Raw genomic sequence first — 14,334 nt, 5'->3', positions numbered from 1 at the left:
GTTGTCTCCTTGTGAGTATCTTTTCCGTCACGCAACGGCCAGCGGCGACAGGGCGGTGTCCGGGTGCGCCATGGCCTGGCGCAGCAACTGCTGGATCAGGGCGTCGCGGATGCCGCGGTGGGCGGCGCTGTCCCAGAGGTTGGCGCACTCGAGCGGATCGTCCAGGCGGTCGTACAGTTCGCCCCATTCCACGCCGTCATACACGCTGAGCCGGTAGCGGGGATGGACCAGGGTTCGCATCCGGACGGGGGCGTCGAAGCCGAAATAGGTCCGTTGGCCTTCCTCTTCGATCAGTACCGCGTCGCGGGCCTGGAACGGCCGCGCCTGGATCGAGGGCAGGAAGGACATGCCTTGCATGCCGTTGCAGGCTTCGACGCCGGCAGCTTCCAGAATCGTGGGCGCGATGTCGATGGTCGAAAGCAGGCCGTTTTCCCGCACGCGCCGGGCGTCCGGCGCGGCCCATATGAGCGGTGTACGTATCAGGCTGCGGTAATGCAGGGAGCCCTTGAACAGCAACTGATGATCGCCGCCGTATTCTCCATGATCGGCCGTGAAGATCACGATCGTGTTGTCGGCCAGCCCGCATTCTTCCAGGGTTTGCAGTACACGGCCGATGTTTGCGTCGATGAAGCTGATGGCCCCGTAGTTGAGCGCGATTGCCTCTCGTACTTCTCGTTCCGTGGCGGCAAAGCAGGCCATGGAGGTCTTGTGGGCGCGCCCCGCGTCGCGCTGGCGGCGCAGCCACGCCAGGTGGGGCGGCGGGGTGTCCGAGCGGTAGGACGCGGGCAGCGCCATGTCCTCCGGACGGTACATGTCCCAGTATCGGCCCGGCGGCGTATAGGGATGGTGCGGGTCCGGAAACGAGGCATACAGGAAGAACGGCGCATCGTTCCGCGCATAGGCGCGCAGACGGTCGCAGGTCCGCTCGGCTACCCACGCGCTGGGGTGCAAGGCTTCGGGTACGCGCGTGCGCCAGGCCTGGCCGACCGCCGCCAGCTCGTAGTCGCTGGGCAGGGCATTGGACCGGCCGATCCATGTTTCCGCGTCGGCGCACTTGCCGCGCAGCCATTGCCGGTAGTGGCCGTTGATGTCGTCGCCATGTTCGATGCCGATCTCCGCATGGCCGAAGCCGTAGTAGGGCAGGCTCATGGGGTATTCGTGGCCGCGCCAGCTGGCGACGCTTTCCTGCAGGTAGTCCCCGGGGTAATGCCGGGCGCCGTCGCGGGCCCGGCGGGGTGTCCTGGGATCGGGAAGCGGCGCATGGTCCGTCATGGTCTGGAGATGCGACTTGCCTATCAGTGCCGTGGCGTAGCCCGCCTCGCGCAGCAGCTCCGGGAAGGTCACGGCTTCCAGCCCCAGCGGCAGGCCGTTGTGGCGGACGCCGTGGGCCGACGGCATGCGGCCGGTCATCAGGCTGGAGCGGTTGGGCATGCAGATCGGCGTGGCGACGTAGGTGTTCGAGCTGGTCCAGCCCCGCTCGGCGAGCCGGTCGATATTCGGGGTCCGCACCGTGGTGTTGCCGTAGCAGCCGAGGTGATCGGCGCACAGCTGGTCGACGATGAACATCAGGAAATTGGGCCGCATGCTTTGCTTCGTGGAAGGAAGGGTCTCGGAGCCGAGATCCTAGCGGCTGGGGCCGGCTGACCGGTAATAGGAAGTTTTGAGAGCGCCATCACCCCGCGTGATGGCGGGCAGTCAAACCTGGCTTGCCAGCGTGGCCTTCATGATGCGCTCGGCCGCGATGACGGCATGGGACTTGGGCAGGTCGGGGCAGGCGCGTACGACCACGCGGCGGGAAAAGGCGGGGTGGGCGATGCGTCGGACGACCAGCGACGTGCCTCGCGTCAGCGTGCCCGCCAGTCCTTCGGGCAGCAGGGTGGAGAATTGGCCAGTCTCGCACAAGAGGAGGAGCGAGGAAATGTCCTCCACGCCGCCCATGATGTTCAGCCGGAGCTTCTGCGCCTGGGCCAGGGCAAGCAGCGACTGGTGCAGGGGCTGTGCCATGGACAGCAGCAGGGGAAAGTCCTGGAGGCTCGGCAGTTCCACCGGCGGCGTTCCGCCGGCATGGCTGGCCGGCGTCACCAGGCAGATGTTTTCCTCGTATAGATGCGCGTCGGATTCCCCCCGCTCGTCACTGGCCAGCACCAGCATGGCCAGGTCCAGTTCGCCGCGGCGCAGCCGCTGCGCCAGGGCGTCGGAATAGCCCACCACCAACTGGGGCTGGATGCCGGGGGCCTCCTGGCGCAGGCGGGTGAACAGCGGGGCGCAGGCGACCGGCGCGGCGCTGTGCAGGATGCCTATGCGCACCGGGCCGCTGGCGGTGTCCAGGGTGGACTGGATGGCGGCCCTGGCCCGGTCGATCTGCCTGAGGATGGCCAGCGCATGGTGCAGCAGTTCCGTCCCCGACGTGGTCGGGACCACGCCCGTGGGGCCGCGGGTGAATAAAGGCGTGCCGAGTTCGGTTTCCAGGGCGGCCAGGGCCTGGCTCAAGGCCGGTTGGACCACGTGCAGGCGCCGCGCCGCCGCGGAAAGGCTGCCCTGCTGGGCAATGGCGACGAAGTATCGGAGCTGCTTGACGTCCATGTCGTGGCCGGCCTGCTGAAGGACCGCGTGGCGGGAATGCGGCGGCCTACGAGCCGGCGCGCTGGCGGATCAGCTCGATATAGGCATCGGTATCGAGCGGGGTGCCCAGGCGCTGGGCTTCCCATACGACGCGGCCCAGGCATTCCATGATTTCGTGCGCCGCTTCGTGGGCGCCCTTGCGCTGGGCCAGCCGCTGGTAGGCGTCGCGGATGCCGGGCGGGTGGTCGATCGAGAGCTGTTCGGCGATCGCCAGGTGCATGGACAGGTGCAGGAAGGGGTTGGTGCGGCCGGCCTCGACGCTGTAGTCGGCCTGGGCGGCCTCGGGGTTCTCGAGGTCGCCGTGGTATTCGGGGTGTTCCAGGATCCAGTCCAGCGCGGTGGCTTCCAGCGGCGTCAGGACTTCGCCGGCGCGATGCTTGCGCCAGGTCTCGGTGAAGAACTGGCGGACCTGGTCTCGGGTAGGATTGAACATCATCCGGGCATTGTACCCGCCGCGCCGGGCCCGCCCCGCCGCCGGCCGCGTGCGCCGCCCGGCCGAATACGGGATAATCCACGGGATGTGACAGGGCCGCGCCGCGGCTTGCTTCAACGATCGTTCGGAAACGCCGCATGTCTTCCTACAAGCATATCCAGGTGCCCGCCCAGGGCAGCCGCATCACCGTCAACGCGGATTTCTCCCTCAACGTGCCCGACCAGCCCATCGTCGCCTACATCGAGGGCGACGGCACCGGGCGCGACATCACGCCGGTGGCGCTGAAGGTGATCGATGCGGCCGTGGCCAGGGCCTATGGCGAGGCCCGCCGCATCCACTGGATGGAAATCTACGCCGGTCGCAAGGCGACCACGCTGTATGGCGAGGGGGGCTGGCTGCCCGACGAGACCGTGGCCGCATTGCGCGAGTTCGTCGTCGCGATCAAGGGCCCGCTGGGCACGCCGCCGGGCGGCGGTTTCCGTTCGCTGAACGTGATGATGCGGCAGGCGCTGGACCTGTACGTCTGCTTGCGGCCCATCCAGTACCTGCGCGGGGTGCCGTCGCCGCTGAAGCAGCCGGAGAAGACCAACATGGTCATCTTCCGCGAGAACTCCGAGGACATCTACGCCGGGATCGAGTACGCCGCGGGTTCGCCCGAGGCCGTGGAGCTGATCACCGTGCTGGAGGAGAAACTCGGGGCCAAGCACCTGCGCTTCCCGGCCACCTCCGGCATCGGCATCAAGCCGGTCTCGCGCGAGGGCACCGAGCGCCTGGTGCGCAAGGCCATCCAGTATGCCCTGGACCACGACCGCCGCTCGGTCACGCTGGTGCACAAGGGCAACATCATGAAGTACACCGAGGGCGCGTTCCGGGACTGGGGCTACGAGATCGCCCGCCGCGAATTCGCCGCCGAGACCATAGACGCGGGGCCGTTCTGCCGCATCCGCAACCCGCGCACCGGCCGGGACGTCCTGATCAAGGACTGCCTGATCGACACGTTCTCGCAGACCATGCTGCTGCGCCCGGTCGAGTTCGACGTGATCGCCACGCCCAACCTGAATGGCGACTATCTTTCATCGGCGCTGGCCGCGCAGGTCGGGGGCGCCGGCATCGCCCCGGGCGCGAACATGAGCGATTCGGTGGCCGTGTTCGAAGCCACCCACGGGACGTCCGCCAAGTACGCCGGCAAGGATTACGTCAATCCCAGTTCCGAGATCCTGTCGGGCCGCATGATGCTGCAGCACATGGGCTGGCACGAGGCGGCCGACCTGATCCTGCCGGCCATGGAGCGAACCATCCAGTCCAAGCGCGTGACCTACGATTTCGCGCGCCAGATGGAGGGCGCGACCCAGGTGTCGTGCTCGGGATTCGGGGAATCGGTCATCGCCAACATGTAGGCTGCGAGTCCGCGCCCCCCGCGCCGCGCCCCCAAGGGGGGCGGCGCGGTCACGCGGACGCCGTGGCCTGCTTGCGCCGCGCCGCCGTGGCGGGTTGCCGCTTCCTGAGCCAGAGGTACAGGCCGCTGCCAAGCACAATGATGGTCGCGATGTCCAGCAGCGCCCAGATGATCTGCATGGGCAGGCCGCCGTAGTCGCCGAAGTGCAAGGGCTGAGAGACCAGGAGCGCCGTCAGGTACCAGGGCAGCCTGGGCGCCGCGGTGACCTCGGCGGTCTTGGCGTCGACCAGCACCGGCTGCAGCAGCTTGGAGGTGAGCGGTTCGTTGCCGGCCAGGAAGAAGGTGTTGTGGTGGGGGCTGGAGAACGCCGTGCCGGGGAAGGCGATGAACGACAGGCGGGTGCCGGGGGCGGCCGCCTTGGCTGCTTCCATGGACCGCTGCAGCGAGGCCCGCTCGGGCGCCGGCGTGAGGGGCTGGCCCTGATAGGGCGCGAGCAGGGTGCTGAGCTGATCGTACTGCCAATACTTGATCATCAGGTCGGCCCAGGTATTGATCATGCCCGTGCCACCGACGACGAAGGCCCAGACCAGGGTCACGATGCCCAGCAGATTGTGCAGGTCCAGCCATTTCACGCGCTTGGTGCGATGGCGCCGGACCTCGCCGAAGTCCAGCTTCTTCGTGAAGGGACCGTACAGGACGGTGCCGCTGACGATGGCGATGAGCAGCAGCAGCCCCATGAAACCCAGGAACAGCTTGCCGGCCAGGCCCGCGAACAGGTCGACGTGCAGCTTGAGCATCACGTACATGAAGCCTTCGTCGAAGCGCGGCTCGGCCAGGATCTCGCCGGTGCGCGCATCCACCGCCACGGAACGGAAATCGTCGGTGGGGGCGGGCGTGGGGGTAAGCGTGACGAACCAGATGCGCTCGTCATCCTCGTCTTGCGAGGCGAACTGGATGACCCGTTCGGGGTAGCGCGCATGCGCGACTTCCAGGATGCGGTCCAGGCTGACCCGGGCACTGTCGTCCTGCATCGCGGGCGCTTCGACCTCGGTTCCCAGCAGGTGGCCGATTTCATGGTGGAAGATCAGCGGCAGGCCCGTCAGGCACAGCAGCAGCATGAACACCGTGCAGACCAGGCTGCTCCATTTGTGCAGCCAGGCCCAGGTCTTGAGCGAGCGGGCGGACATGCGTCAGTCCTTCGTGAAGGTGGTGGGGCCGCGGGTGCCGGCGGAGTGGGTCGAGACGTTCATGAGCGGTGGGGCGATCCATGGGCGCGGGCCCGGACGGGACGGCGGCGCAAGCCGAACCAGAGCATGACTGCGACCGGGGTGCCCAGGCCGACCCAGGACCAGGCGTCGCCCCAGGTATCGGACACGAGGGCGCTGAGCAGTCCGGTGATGGTGAGGATGCCAAGCGCGAGCGGCCAGGCCCAGATGCGAAGCGTCAGGGTCGACATCGGTCCTCCATGGGAACCGAGAAAAAGAAGAATAATAATGATTTTTATTTAAAAAATAAACCGTGCGCGTGGGGCGCAATGGCGGTCCGGGGGAGGGGGAGGCAGGGGCGGAGGGCGGCGCGCGACCGCTCTCCGGTCGGCGGGGCCGCTACTTGCTGCGCTTGTCCAGCAGCGGGTCGATCTTGTTCCGTTCCTCCGTGAGGAACTTGGCGAAGCTGGCCGCACCGGGCTCCATGGCGCTGGCGCCGGCATCGACGAAGATCTTGTCCACTTTGGGGTCGGCCAGCGCCTTGCCGGCGGCTTGTTCGAGGCGGGCGATGATCGCGGGTGGCGTTCCCCTGGGCGCGAACAGGCCGAACCAGCCGTTGAAGTCGAAGTCCGGCAGGTTCAGGGCTTCGGCCACGGTCGGCACGTCAGGCAGTAGCGGCGATCGGGTCTTTGACGTAACGGCCAGCGCGCGCAGGCGGCCTTCCTTAAGGAAGGGGGCGGCCACGGGCGTGTTGACGAATCCCATCTGCAGCGTGCCACCCAGCAGGTCGGTCATGGCTTGGGCGTTGCCGCGATAGGGCGTGTGGGTGAATCGGGCGCCGGTCCGGGCGGACAGCATTTCGCCCGCGATGTGGCTGGAGGTGCCTTCGCCGGGCGAGCCGTACACGAACCGGTCCGGCGATTTCCTGGCCTCGGCTACCAGTTCGGGCAGCGACTTGACCGGAACCGACGCGTTGACGGTGATGACGTTGGTCATCTTGGCGACTCCCGAGATCGGCACCAGGTCGGTCGCGGGGTTGAAGCCCAGGTTGGAGAAAAGATGGGGGTTGGCCACGATGGGCAAGCCGTTGATGAGGATGGTGTAGCCGTCCGGCTTGGCGCGTACGACGTATTCGGTGCCGATGTTCGTACCTGCTCCGGGCTTGTATTCGACGATGACGGGTTGTCCGAGCGTCGATGCCATGTGGTCGCCGATGGCGCGCGCAAAGACATCCGAGGATCCTCCCGCCGCGCCGCCGATGATCATCCTGATCGGCCGGGTGGGGTAGGCGTCCTCCGGTTGAGCCGCGTGGGCGCCACCCGAGATGGCAACCATGAGTGCGAAGCAGCTGGCCTTGAGTCGCGTGTTACGCATGGTACGTGCTCCCTGCGTTGTCGGTCGGTCCATCGTCGAGGTCCGGGCACGAGGCGTGCCACGGACCCCTGCTCGAGCATCCTGGCTTTCCCGGGACGGGCTATTTGTTGACGGAGGCGCCCGATTGCTTGACCAGCTCCGTCAGGCGCTCGGTGTCCACGCGCAGTGTGCGCGCGAAGTCGGCGCTCGATCCGCCAACCACTTCGGCGCCCGCGTTCATGATCGTCTCGCGCGAGGAGGGGTCGGCCAGGGCCTGGGCCGAGGCCTTGTGCAGCTTGGCGATGATGTCGCCGGGCGTGCCGGCCGGGGCCAGCAGGCCGAACCAGCCCGTGAGTTCATAGTCGATGTTCAGGGCCTCGGCCACCGTGGGCACGTCGGGCAACAGCGACGAACGGGTCGAGGATGTGACCGCCAGCGGTCTCAGCTTGCCGGATTTCACGAACGGCAATGCCACGGGCAGGTTGACGAAGCCGACCTCCAGCAGCCCCGCGAGGTGATCGTTCGTCGCCTGGGCGTTGCCCTGGTAGGCCACGTGCGTCAGCTTGGCGCCCGTCTTCATCTCGAGCAGTTGGCCGGACAGGCTGGCGGAGCTGCCGAAACCGGGCGAGCCGTAGTTGTACTTGCCGGGGTTCTTCTTCGCCAGCGCGATGAGTTCCTTCAGGTTGTGGACCGGCAACTGGGGATTGACCGTGATCACGTTGGACATGGCGGCGGCTTCGATGATCGGTGTCAGGTCTTTCAGCGGGTTATACGGCAGGTCGGGATATAGCACCTGGCTCGTCGCCATCGAGATGCCATTGAGCAGCAGCGTGTAGCCGTCCGGTGCCGCCTTGGCCACGTAGTCGCTGCCGAGGTTGGTGCCGGCACCGGCCTTGTATTCCACGATGAAAGGCTTGCCCATGGACTCTTGCAGCTTCATCGCAAGCAGCCGGGCAACGATGTCCGAAGTGCCGCCCGCGGCTGCGGGGACGATGATCCGTACCGGCTTGCTGGGGTAGGACTGTGCGTTGGCCGTTGCGGGAAGGATCGCGACGGCGGCCGCGATGTGCAGGGAGGCTAGAAGCGGTCGAAGCATGGTGGTTCCTCGGTTGTGTTCGGGAGGGGCGGCGACTGCCACGATGGCATCCTGAGGATGTCTTGTTTTGTACACAATCCAATCCTAATCCTTATTTGCTCGATTGGTTCGATGTTTTGGTGAAAACCCCGAGAAAATTTTCGAATTCACCATTTTGGCGTTTGTTTTCGCCAGTTTGCGCTTGATTGGTGCATGGGCGGGAAAGTTTGAAAAGGAACTAAGCGCTGGACTGGCGGTTTTCTTTGGCTCATAATTTTTCTCAGATTGTGTACAAAGCGAGAAAGAGATGCCCAAAGCAAGAGTTCTGGTGGCCGGGGCCGGCCCGGTGGGCCTGGTCAGTGCCATGGTGCTGGCCGATGCCGGGATCGAAGTCGAGTTGTTCGAGCGCAATGCCAGCGTGATGGAGGACCTGCGTGCCTCGACCTTTCATCCGCCCACGCTCGATATGCTCGATCGCTACGGTATTGCCGACCCCCTGGTCGAGGCCGGCCTGAAGGCGCGCTATACCCAGCAGCGGGACCGTCGCAAGGGACTGATCGCCGAGTTCGATCTGGCTCGGCTGGCCGGCAGCACCAAGTATCCCTTCCGGTTGCAATGCGAGCAGTGGAAGCTCAACGACGAGCTGGTCAAGAAACTGGCCAGTTATCCGAATGCCAGAGTGCGGTTCGGCTGCGCGGTCGAGTCGGTGCAGCAGGACGAAGGCGGCGTCACGGTGCAATTGCGCACGGCCGACGGCATCGAGACCGCCCGCGGCGACTTTCTCATCGGCGCGGATGGCGCCTGGAGCGCGGTGCGCAACAGCGTCGGCATCGAATTCGAGGGCTACACCTATCCCGAGCGTTTCCTGGTGGTGTCGACGCAGTTCCCGTTCGAGCAGCACTTCGAGAACCTGTCGCTGGTGAACTACATCTCGGATCCGGAGGAATGGTGCGTGCTGCTCAAGGTGCCGTCGCTGTGGCGCGTGCTGTTTCCCACGCCCGAGCACGAGTCCGACGAGCGGGTCCTCTCGGATGCCGTCATCGAGCGACGCCTGCAAGGCCTGCTGCCCCAGCCGCGGCCCTACCAGATCGTTCATCGCACGCTGTACAAGGTGCACCAGCGCGTGGCCGCGCAGTTTCGCAAGGGCCGGGTACTGCTGGCGGGAGACTCCGCGCACATCAACAACCCGCTGGGCGGCATGGGCATGAATGGCGGCGTGCATGACGCCTTCAACCTGACCGGCAAGCTGATCGAGGTCCTGGCCGGACGCGCGCCCATCGAACTGCTCGACCTGTATGAACGCCAGCGCCGCACCGTCGCCATCGAATACATCAACGCCAACACCGCGCGCAACAAGAAGATGATCGAAGAACGCGACGAGGCCGTGCGCTCCCGCATCCACGATGAGCTGCGCGCCACCGCGACCGACCCGGTCGCGTCGCTGGACTATATCCGCAAGACCTCGATGTTCGACGCGCTGGAGCGCGCGGCGGAAATTGCGTGACCTGAAGGGGAAGGACATGGATGAACTGGATGTCTACCAGCGCCAGGGCCTGGGACATGCAAGCGGCGTGGGACGCCAGTGCGGGCTGGTGCTGGTCGATTTCATCAATGGTTTCGTCGATCCGGCGCTGTTGGGAGGCGCGCATGTGAGCGAGGCGGCGCAACGCACGCAAGGCCTGCTGCATGCCTTCCGTCAGCGCAACTGGCCAATCGCGCATGCGCGCATGGTGTATGCCGAGGATGGCAGCGATCACAACGTTTTCTGCCGCAAGACACCGAGCCTGACCCGATTCACCGAAACAGCCGAGTGTTCGCAGATCGTCCCGGGGCTCGCGCCAACCGCCGGCGAGTACATCGTGCGCAAGCAGGGCGCCTCGGCTTTCTTCGCGACAGGCCTGGCCGACTGGCTGCGCGGCAAGGGCGTGGACACCGCGGTGGTGGTGGGTTGCACCACCAGCGGCTGCGTACGCGCAACTGCGCTTGACGCCATGCAGCACAACTTCCTGACCGTGGTGGTGGCCGATTGCGTGGGCGACCGCGCGATGGGCCCGCACCAAGCCAGCCTGTTCGACATGGGGCAGAAGTATGCGGACGTGATGGATCGCGACGAACTGATTTCACTTTTTTCTTGAGGAGCAAGCCATGGATCACCTGGGTTATCGGATGAAGTTCGGCGTGATTGGACCGTCGACCAATACCATCGTGCAACCGGATTTCGACGACATGCGCCCGGTAGGCGTCACCAACCACTACAGCCGCATCGAGATTCCCGACTTCAAGGTCGATAGTGACGAGAGCTTCGTGCACATGATGGAGTCGATTTCGGGCAACACCATGCAGGCGGCCAGTGTGCTCAAGACCTGCGAGATGCAATACCTGATCATGGGCATGTCGGCGGTAATGTTCTGGGGGGGCAAGAAAGGGGCTCAGGCGTATCTGGAAAAGATGCGCGAGCACGTGGGCGTGGATGTGAGCTGCGGTTCGTTCGCGCTGGAGGCAGCGTTGAATGCCTACGGCGCGCGCAGGATTGCCTTTCTTTCTCCCTACTACCCCGTGGCGAATGCGGAAGCGCGGCAGTTTTTCGAGGACTGCGGCTTCACGGTCGTGCGCGACATCTGCCTGCGCCGCCCGAGCCCGGTCCAGATCGCGCATACCACCGACCAGATGTGCCGCGACGCGATAAACGAGCTCAATGGCGATGACGTCGACGCCATCGTGCAACTCGGTACCAATCTCTCCATGGTCCGGCTGGCCGCCGCCGCCGAACTCTTCCTGGACAAGCCCGTCATCGCGATCAACACGGCCACGTACTGGCACGCGCTGCGCCAGTGCGGCATCCAGGACAAGGTCCAGGGGCTGGGGCGCCTGTTGTCGCACTACTGAACACGATCAGGAGACGCCATGATTCGCTATCTCAAGCGCGGCCGTGATGTCCAGGCCCGTGCCAACGACGACGTCGCCGTCCGCAACACCGTCGAGGGCATCATCCGCGACATCGAGGCTCGCGGCGACGAGGCCGTCCGCGAGTACAGCAGGAAATTCGACAACTGGGATCCGCAGGACTTCCGCCTGTCGCGGCCGGCCATCGAGCGGGCGATGAAGAGCCTCTCGTCCGGCGAACTGGACGACATTCGCTTCGCCCAGGCGCAGGTGCGCAACTTCGCCCGGATCCAGCGCGAATCCATGCTGGACGTGGAGGTCGAGACTCGTCCCGGCGTTTTCCTGGGGCACCGCCATATTCCCCTCAACGCGGTCGGCTGCTACATCCCCGGGGGCAAGTATCCGCTGCTGGCGTCGGCGCACATGAGCGTGCTGACCGCGAAGGTGGCGGGCGTGAAGCGGGTGGTGGCTACCGCGCCTCCTTTCCACGGGGAACCCCACCCGGCCATCGTCGCCGCGATGCACATGGCGGGCGCGGACGAGATCCTGGTCCTGGGCGGCGTGCAGGCCGTGGTGGCGATGGCGGTCGGCACGTCTTCGATCGCACCGGTGGACATGCTGGTCGGTCCGGGCAACATGTTCGTGGCGGAAGCCAAGCGCCAGCTGTTCGGCCGCGTGGGAATCGACCTGTTTGCCGGCCCTACCGAAACGCTGGTCATCGCGGACGAGTCGGTGGATGGCGAAATCTGCGCGGTCGACCTGCTTGGACAGGCGGAACATGGGCCGACTTCGCCGGCCGTGCTGCTGACCGACAGCGAAGCGCTGGCGCACGCCACCATGGCCGAAGTGGAACGGCAGCTCAAGATCCTGCCCACCGCCGAGATCGCGGCTCGTTCGTGGGCGGAGTTCGGCGAGGTCATCGTCTGCGATACGCGGGAAGAAATGCTGCAGAAGGCGGATGAGCTGGCCTCGGAGCACGTGCAGGTGATGACCCGCGATCCGGACTGGTTCCTGCAAAACATGACCAACTACGGCGCGCTGTTCCTGGGGCCGCGCACGAACGTCGCCTTCGGCGACAAGGTGATCGGCACCAACCACACGTTGCCCACCAACAAGGCGGCGCGCTACACCGGCGGCTTGTGGGTCGGCAAGTTCCTGAAGACCTGCACCTTCCAGCACGTGACGACCGACGCGGCCAGTGCCGAGATCGGCGAATACTGCTCGCGCCTGTGCCATATGGAGAATTTCGCGGGGCATGGCGAGCAGGCCAACATCCGCGTGCGTCGCTACGGCAACCGGCCGGAACTGCCGTGGTACGAGCCAGTGGCGGCCTCGCAGCCATGACCACGCTATTCGACAAGATCTGGGCGGAACACTCGGTCGCCCGCAATGATTCCGGCGAAGACCTGATCTATATCGACCGGCATCTGGTGCAGGAGGTATCCAGCCCGCAAGCCTTCGCCAGCATGGCCGAGGCCGGCCGCTCGCTGCGTTCGCCGCGGCGGCACATCGCGGTGCAGGACCACAATGTACCCACCACGGCCGACCGGCTGTCGAACATTCCCAATGCGGAAAGCCGGGAGCAGATCGCCACGCTGCGGCGCAATACCCGGCGCACGGGCATGCGCCTGTTCGACCTCGACCATCCGCTGCAAGGCATCGTGCACGTCATCGCGCCGGAGCTGGGCTACGTGCTGCCGGGCAGCACCGTGGTCTGCGGCGATTCGCACAGTGCCACGCTGGGCGCGCTGGGGGCGCTGGCCTGGGGCATAGGCACCTCGGAAGTGGGCCATGTGATGAGCACCCAGAGCCTCTGGATGCGCAAGCCGAAGACGATGGGTGTCCGGATCTCGGGGCAGTTGTCCGCGGGAGTCTATGCCAAGGATCTCGCGCTGGCCCTGATCCACCACATCGGCACCAGCGGCGGGACCGGCCATGGCATCGAATACCTGGGCCCGCTGGTGCAGGCGCTCTCGATGGAGGCGCGGCTCACGCTGTGCAACATGACCATCGAGGCCGGCTCGCGCTTCGGCCTGATTGCGCCCGACGCCATCACGCTGGCCTACCTGCGCGAACGGGTCCAGGGGGCGGCGCGCGAACATTTCGAACAGGCGGCACAGGCCTGGGCCGCGCTGCGCACCGACGAGACGGCCGACTATGACCGTTACGTCGAGTTCGACGCCGACGGGATCATGCCGCTCGTGACCTGGGGCACGACGCCGGCCGACAGCGCCCCGTTCTCGGGCCGCGTGGGCGACGGGATCGTGCCCAGGGACGACGCCGACCGCGACCGCCTGCGGGAGAGCCTGGCCTATATGGGTCTCGAACACGGCCAGCCGCTCGCTTCGGTGCCCATCGACGTGGCTTTCATCGGCTCGTGCACCAACGGCCGCCTGGAAGACCTGCGCGCCGCCGCGCAAGTGGTGCGCGGCCGTCGTGTCGCCGCGGGCGTGCGCGCGCTGGTGGTGCCGGGCTCGACCAGCGTCAAGCGCGCGGCCGAGACCGAAGGCCTGGCGCAGGTTTTCGTCGACGCCGGCTTCGAGTGGCGAGAGTCCGGCTGTTCCATGTGCATAGGCATGAACGGCGACAGCCTGATGCCGGGCCAGCGCTGCGCATCCACCTCCAACCGCAATTTCGAGAACCGGCAGGGGCAGGGGGGGCGGACCCACCTGATGAGTCCCGCCGCGGTGGCGGCATCCGCCCTTCGGGGCCGCCTGGCCGATCCCCGGGAGTACCTGGCATGAAAGCAGTCATTGCGGAAGTCCACGGCCGCGCCGTCCTGCTGCCGCGCGACGATATCGATACCGACGCCCTGTTTCCCGGCCGCTTCCTGCGCGCGGTGCACCGCACGGGCCTGGGGGCGCACCTTTTCGCCGACTGGCGGGCCGAAGGCCGGCCCGAGGTGGCCTTCATGGAACAGGCCGAGCCGCCCAGCGTGCTGGTGGCGCTTTCCAACTTCGGCTGCGGATCGTCGCGCGAACATGCGGTGTGGGCGTTGGCGGACTATGGCGTGCGGGCGGTCGTGGCCCTTTCCTTCGGCGATATCTTCCGCAACAACTGCGTGAAGAACGGCCTGGTGCCTGCCACGGTGACGCCGGCCGACCACGAACGCCTGGTACGGGCATGGGCGGGGCCGGCCCAGCCCATGCTGCGCCTGCGGGTGGCGCAGCGGACTCTCACGCTCCCGGATGGCGGCGCCATCCCGATCACACTGGCCGACGGCCATGCGGAACAACTGCTTTCGGCCGAGGACGAGATAGACCGCACATTGCGTCACGACGCGGCGCTGCGCGCCTATGAAGGGCGTATCCAGCGCGACCGGCCCTGGCTGGCGTCCATGGACTGAATGGTTCCCTTTTCTTCGCTT

14 protein-coding genes are annotated in these 14,334 nt (G+C 66.3%); 7 read left to right on the top strand and 7 right to left on the bottom strand.

Annotated elements, in window-relative coordinates:
- Positions 1-27 precede the first annotated feature (27 nt).
- From N5K27_RS21500 to N5K27_RS21490, 3 genes are all read right to left on the bottom strand, one after another.
- Positions 28-1,584, bottom strand: coding sequence for a sulfatase-like hydrolase/transferase (locus tag N5K27_RS21500; protein WP_087841438.1), 1,557 nt, complete (start codon positions 1,582-1,584; stop codon positions 28-30).
- 111 nt (positions 1,585-1,695) lie between these two features.
- A complete protein-coding gene (locus N5K27_RS21495; protein ID WP_087841437.1) occupies positions 1,696-2,583 on the bottom strand; it encodes a LysR family transcriptional regulator in 888 nt (295 codons plus the stop codon).
- A gap of 46 nt (positions 2,584-2,629) precedes the next feature.
- A complete protein-coding gene (locus N5K27_RS21490) occupies positions 2,630-3,055 on the bottom strand; it encodes a DUF1841 family protein (RefSeq protein ID WP_087841529.1) in 426 nt (141 codons plus the stop codon).
- Between the two features lie 137 nt (positions 3,056-3,192).
- Between N5K27_RS21490 and icd the strand changes: the two genes are divergently transcribed.
- Positions 3,193-4,452 carry an NADP-dependent isocitrate dehydrogenase gene (icd, locus tag N5K27_RS21485; protein ID WP_087841436.1) on the top strand — a complete coding sequence of 420 codons (1,260 nt, stop codon included), beginning with the start codon at positions 3,193-3,195 and terminating at the stop codon, positions 4,450-4,452.
- A 49-nt stretch (positions 4,453-4,501) separates the two neighbouring features.
- Here the strand turns inward: icd and N5K27_RS21480 are convergent, their stop codons facing one another.
- From N5K27_RS21480 to N5K27_RS21465, 4 genes are all read right to left on the bottom strand, one after another.
- Positions 4,502-5,638, bottom strand: coding sequence for a PepSY domain-containing protein (locus N5K27_RS21480; RefSeq protein WP_087841435.1), 1,137 nt, complete (start codon positions 5,636-5,638; stop codon positions 4,502-4,504).
- Between the two features lie 59 nt (positions 5,639-5,697).
- The gene (locus tag N5K27_RS21475; protein ID WP_279818651.1) at positions 5,698-5,907 is read right to left on the bottom strand and encodes a hypothetical protein; all 210 of its coding nucleotides are present in this window, start codon (positions 5,905-5,907) and stop codon (positions 5,698-5,700) included.
- A 148-nt stretch (positions 5,908-6,055) separates the two neighbouring features.
- Positions 6,056-7,030, bottom strand: coding sequence for a tripartite tricarboxylate transporter substrate binding protein (locus N5K27_RS21470; protein ID WP_279818646.1), 975 nt, complete (start codon positions 7,028-7,030; stop codon positions 6,056-6,058).
- Positions 7,031-7,130: 100 nt separating this feature from the next.
- Positions 7,131-8,105 carry a tripartite tricarboxylate transporter substrate binding protein gene (locus tag N5K27_RS21465; protein WP_279818643.1) on the bottom strand — a complete coding sequence of 325 codons (975 nt, stop codon included), beginning with the start codon at positions 8,103-8,105 and terminating at the stop codon, positions 7,131-7,133.
- Positions 8,106-8,391: 286 nt separating this feature from the next.
- On the opposite strand from N5K27_RS21465, the gene N5K27_RS21460 reads away from it, so the two are divergent.
- The 6 genes from N5K27_RS21460 to leuD are packed head-to-tail and all read left to right on the top strand — an operon-like array spanning position 8,392 to position 14,313.
- On the top strand, positions 8,392-9,588 hold the full coding sequence (locus N5K27_RS21460; RefSeq protein ID WP_279818640.1) for an FAD-dependent monooxygenase: 1,197 nt from the start codon (positions 8,392-8,394) through the stop codon (positions 9,586-9,588).
- A 16-nt stretch (positions 9,589-9,604) separates the two neighbouring features.
- Positions 9,605-10,219: an isochorismatase family protein gene (locus N5K27_RS21455; RefSeq protein ID WP_087841430.1), complete on the top strand. Its 615-nt coding sequence runs from the start codon at positions 9,605-9,607 to the stop codon at positions 10,217-10,219.
- 10 nt (positions 10,220-10,229) lie between these two features.
- The gene (locus tag N5K27_RS21450) at positions 10,230-10,970 is read left to right on the top strand and encodes an arylmalonate decarboxylase (protein ID WP_087841429.1); all 741 of its coding nucleotides are present in this window, start codon (positions 10,230-10,232) and stop codon (positions 10,968-10,970) included.
- Positions 10,971-10,988: 18 nt separating this feature from the next.
- Entirely contained in the window at positions 10,989-12,311 is a 1,323-nt protein-coding gene (hisD, locus tag N5K27_RS21445; RefSeq protein ID WP_279818637.1) for a histidinol dehydrogenase, read from the top strand.
- Positions 12,308-13,711 (top strand): 3-isopropylmalate dehydratase large subunit, encoded by a 1,404-nt coding sequence (gene leuC, locus N5K27_RS21440; protein WP_279818634.1) that lies wholly within the window; start codon positions 12,308-12,310, stop codon positions 13,709-13,711. The genes hisD and leuC overlap by 4 nt, the downstream gene beginning before the upstream one ends.
- Entirely contained in the window at positions 13,708-14,313 is a 606-nt protein-coding gene (leuD, locus tag N5K27_RS21435; protein ID WP_087841426.1) for a 3-isopropylmalate dehydratase small subunit, read from the top strand. The genes leuC and leuD overlap by 4 nt, the downstream gene beginning before the upstream one ends.
- Positions 14,314-14,334: the final 21 nt, after the last annotated feature.

It is taken from the genome of Pigmentiphaga sp. GD03639 (genome assembly GCF_029845405.1).
Lineage (GTDB): Bacteria > Pseudomonadota > Gammaproteobacteria > Burkholderiales > Burkholderiaceae_B > Pigmentiphaga > Pigmentiphaga daeguensis.
The sequence above is the reverse complement of the archived record's forward strand: the minus strand, read 5'-3'. Positions and strand labels throughout refer to the sequence as shown.

Bases quoted from the DNA above. Each gene is read 5' to 3' on its own strand.
- N5K27_RS21495 (WP_087841437.1), bottom strand. From the start codon at position 2,583: ATGGACGTCAAGCAGCTCCGATACTTCGTCGCCATTGCCCAGCAGGGC.
- hisD (WP_279818637.1), top strand. From the start codon at position 10,989: ATGATTCGCTATCTCAAGCGCGGCCGTGATGTCCAGGCCCGTGCCAAC.
- leuC (WP_279818634.1), top strand. From the start codon at position 12,308: ATGACCACGCTATTCGACAAGATCTGGGCGGAACACTCGGTCGCCCGC.
- N5K27_RS21490 (WP_087841529.1), bottom strand. From the start codon at position 3,055: ATGTTCAATCCTACCCGAGACCAGGTCCGCCAGTTCTTCACCGAGACC.
- leuD (WP_087841426.1), top strand. From the start codon at position 13,708: ATGAAAGCAGTCATTGCGGAAGTCCACGGCCGCGCCGTCCTGCTGCCG.
- N5K27_RS21470 (WP_279818646.1), bottom strand. From the start codon at position 7,030: ATGCGTAACACGCGACTCAAGGCCAGCTGCTTCGCACTCATGGTTGCC.
- N5K27_RS21455 (WP_087841430.1), top strand. From the start codon at position 9,605: ATGGATGAACTGGATGTCTACCAGCGCCAGGGCCTGGGACATGCAAGC.
- icd (WP_087841436.1), top strand. From the start codon at position 3,193: ATGTCTTCCTACAAGCATATCCAGGTGCCCGCCCAGGGCAGCCGCATC.
- N5K27_RS21450 (WP_087841429.1), top strand. From the start codon at position 10,230: ATGGATCACCTGGGTTATCGGATGAAGTTCGGCGTGATTGGACCGTCG.
- N5K27_RS21475 (WP_279818651.1), bottom strand. From the start codon at position 5,907: ATGTCGACCCTGACGCTTCGCATCTGGGCCTGGCCGCTCGCGCTTGGC.
- N5K27_RS21480 (WP_087841435.1), bottom strand. From the start codon at position 5,638: ATGTCCGCCCGCTCGCTCAAGACCTGGGCCTGGCTGCACAAATGGAGC.
- N5K27_RS21465 (WP_279818643.1), bottom strand. From the start codon at position 8,105: ATGCTTCGACCGCTTCTAGCCTCCCTGCACATCGCGGCCGCCGTCGCG.
- N5K27_RS21460 (WP_279818640.1), top strand. From the start codon at position 8,392: ATGCCCAAAGCAAGAGTTCTGGTGGCCGGGGCCGGCCCGGTGGGCCTG.
- N5K27_RS21500 (WP_087841438.1), bottom strand. From the start codon at position 1,584: ATGCGGCCCAATTTCCTGATGTTCATCGTCGACCAGCTGTGCGCCGAT.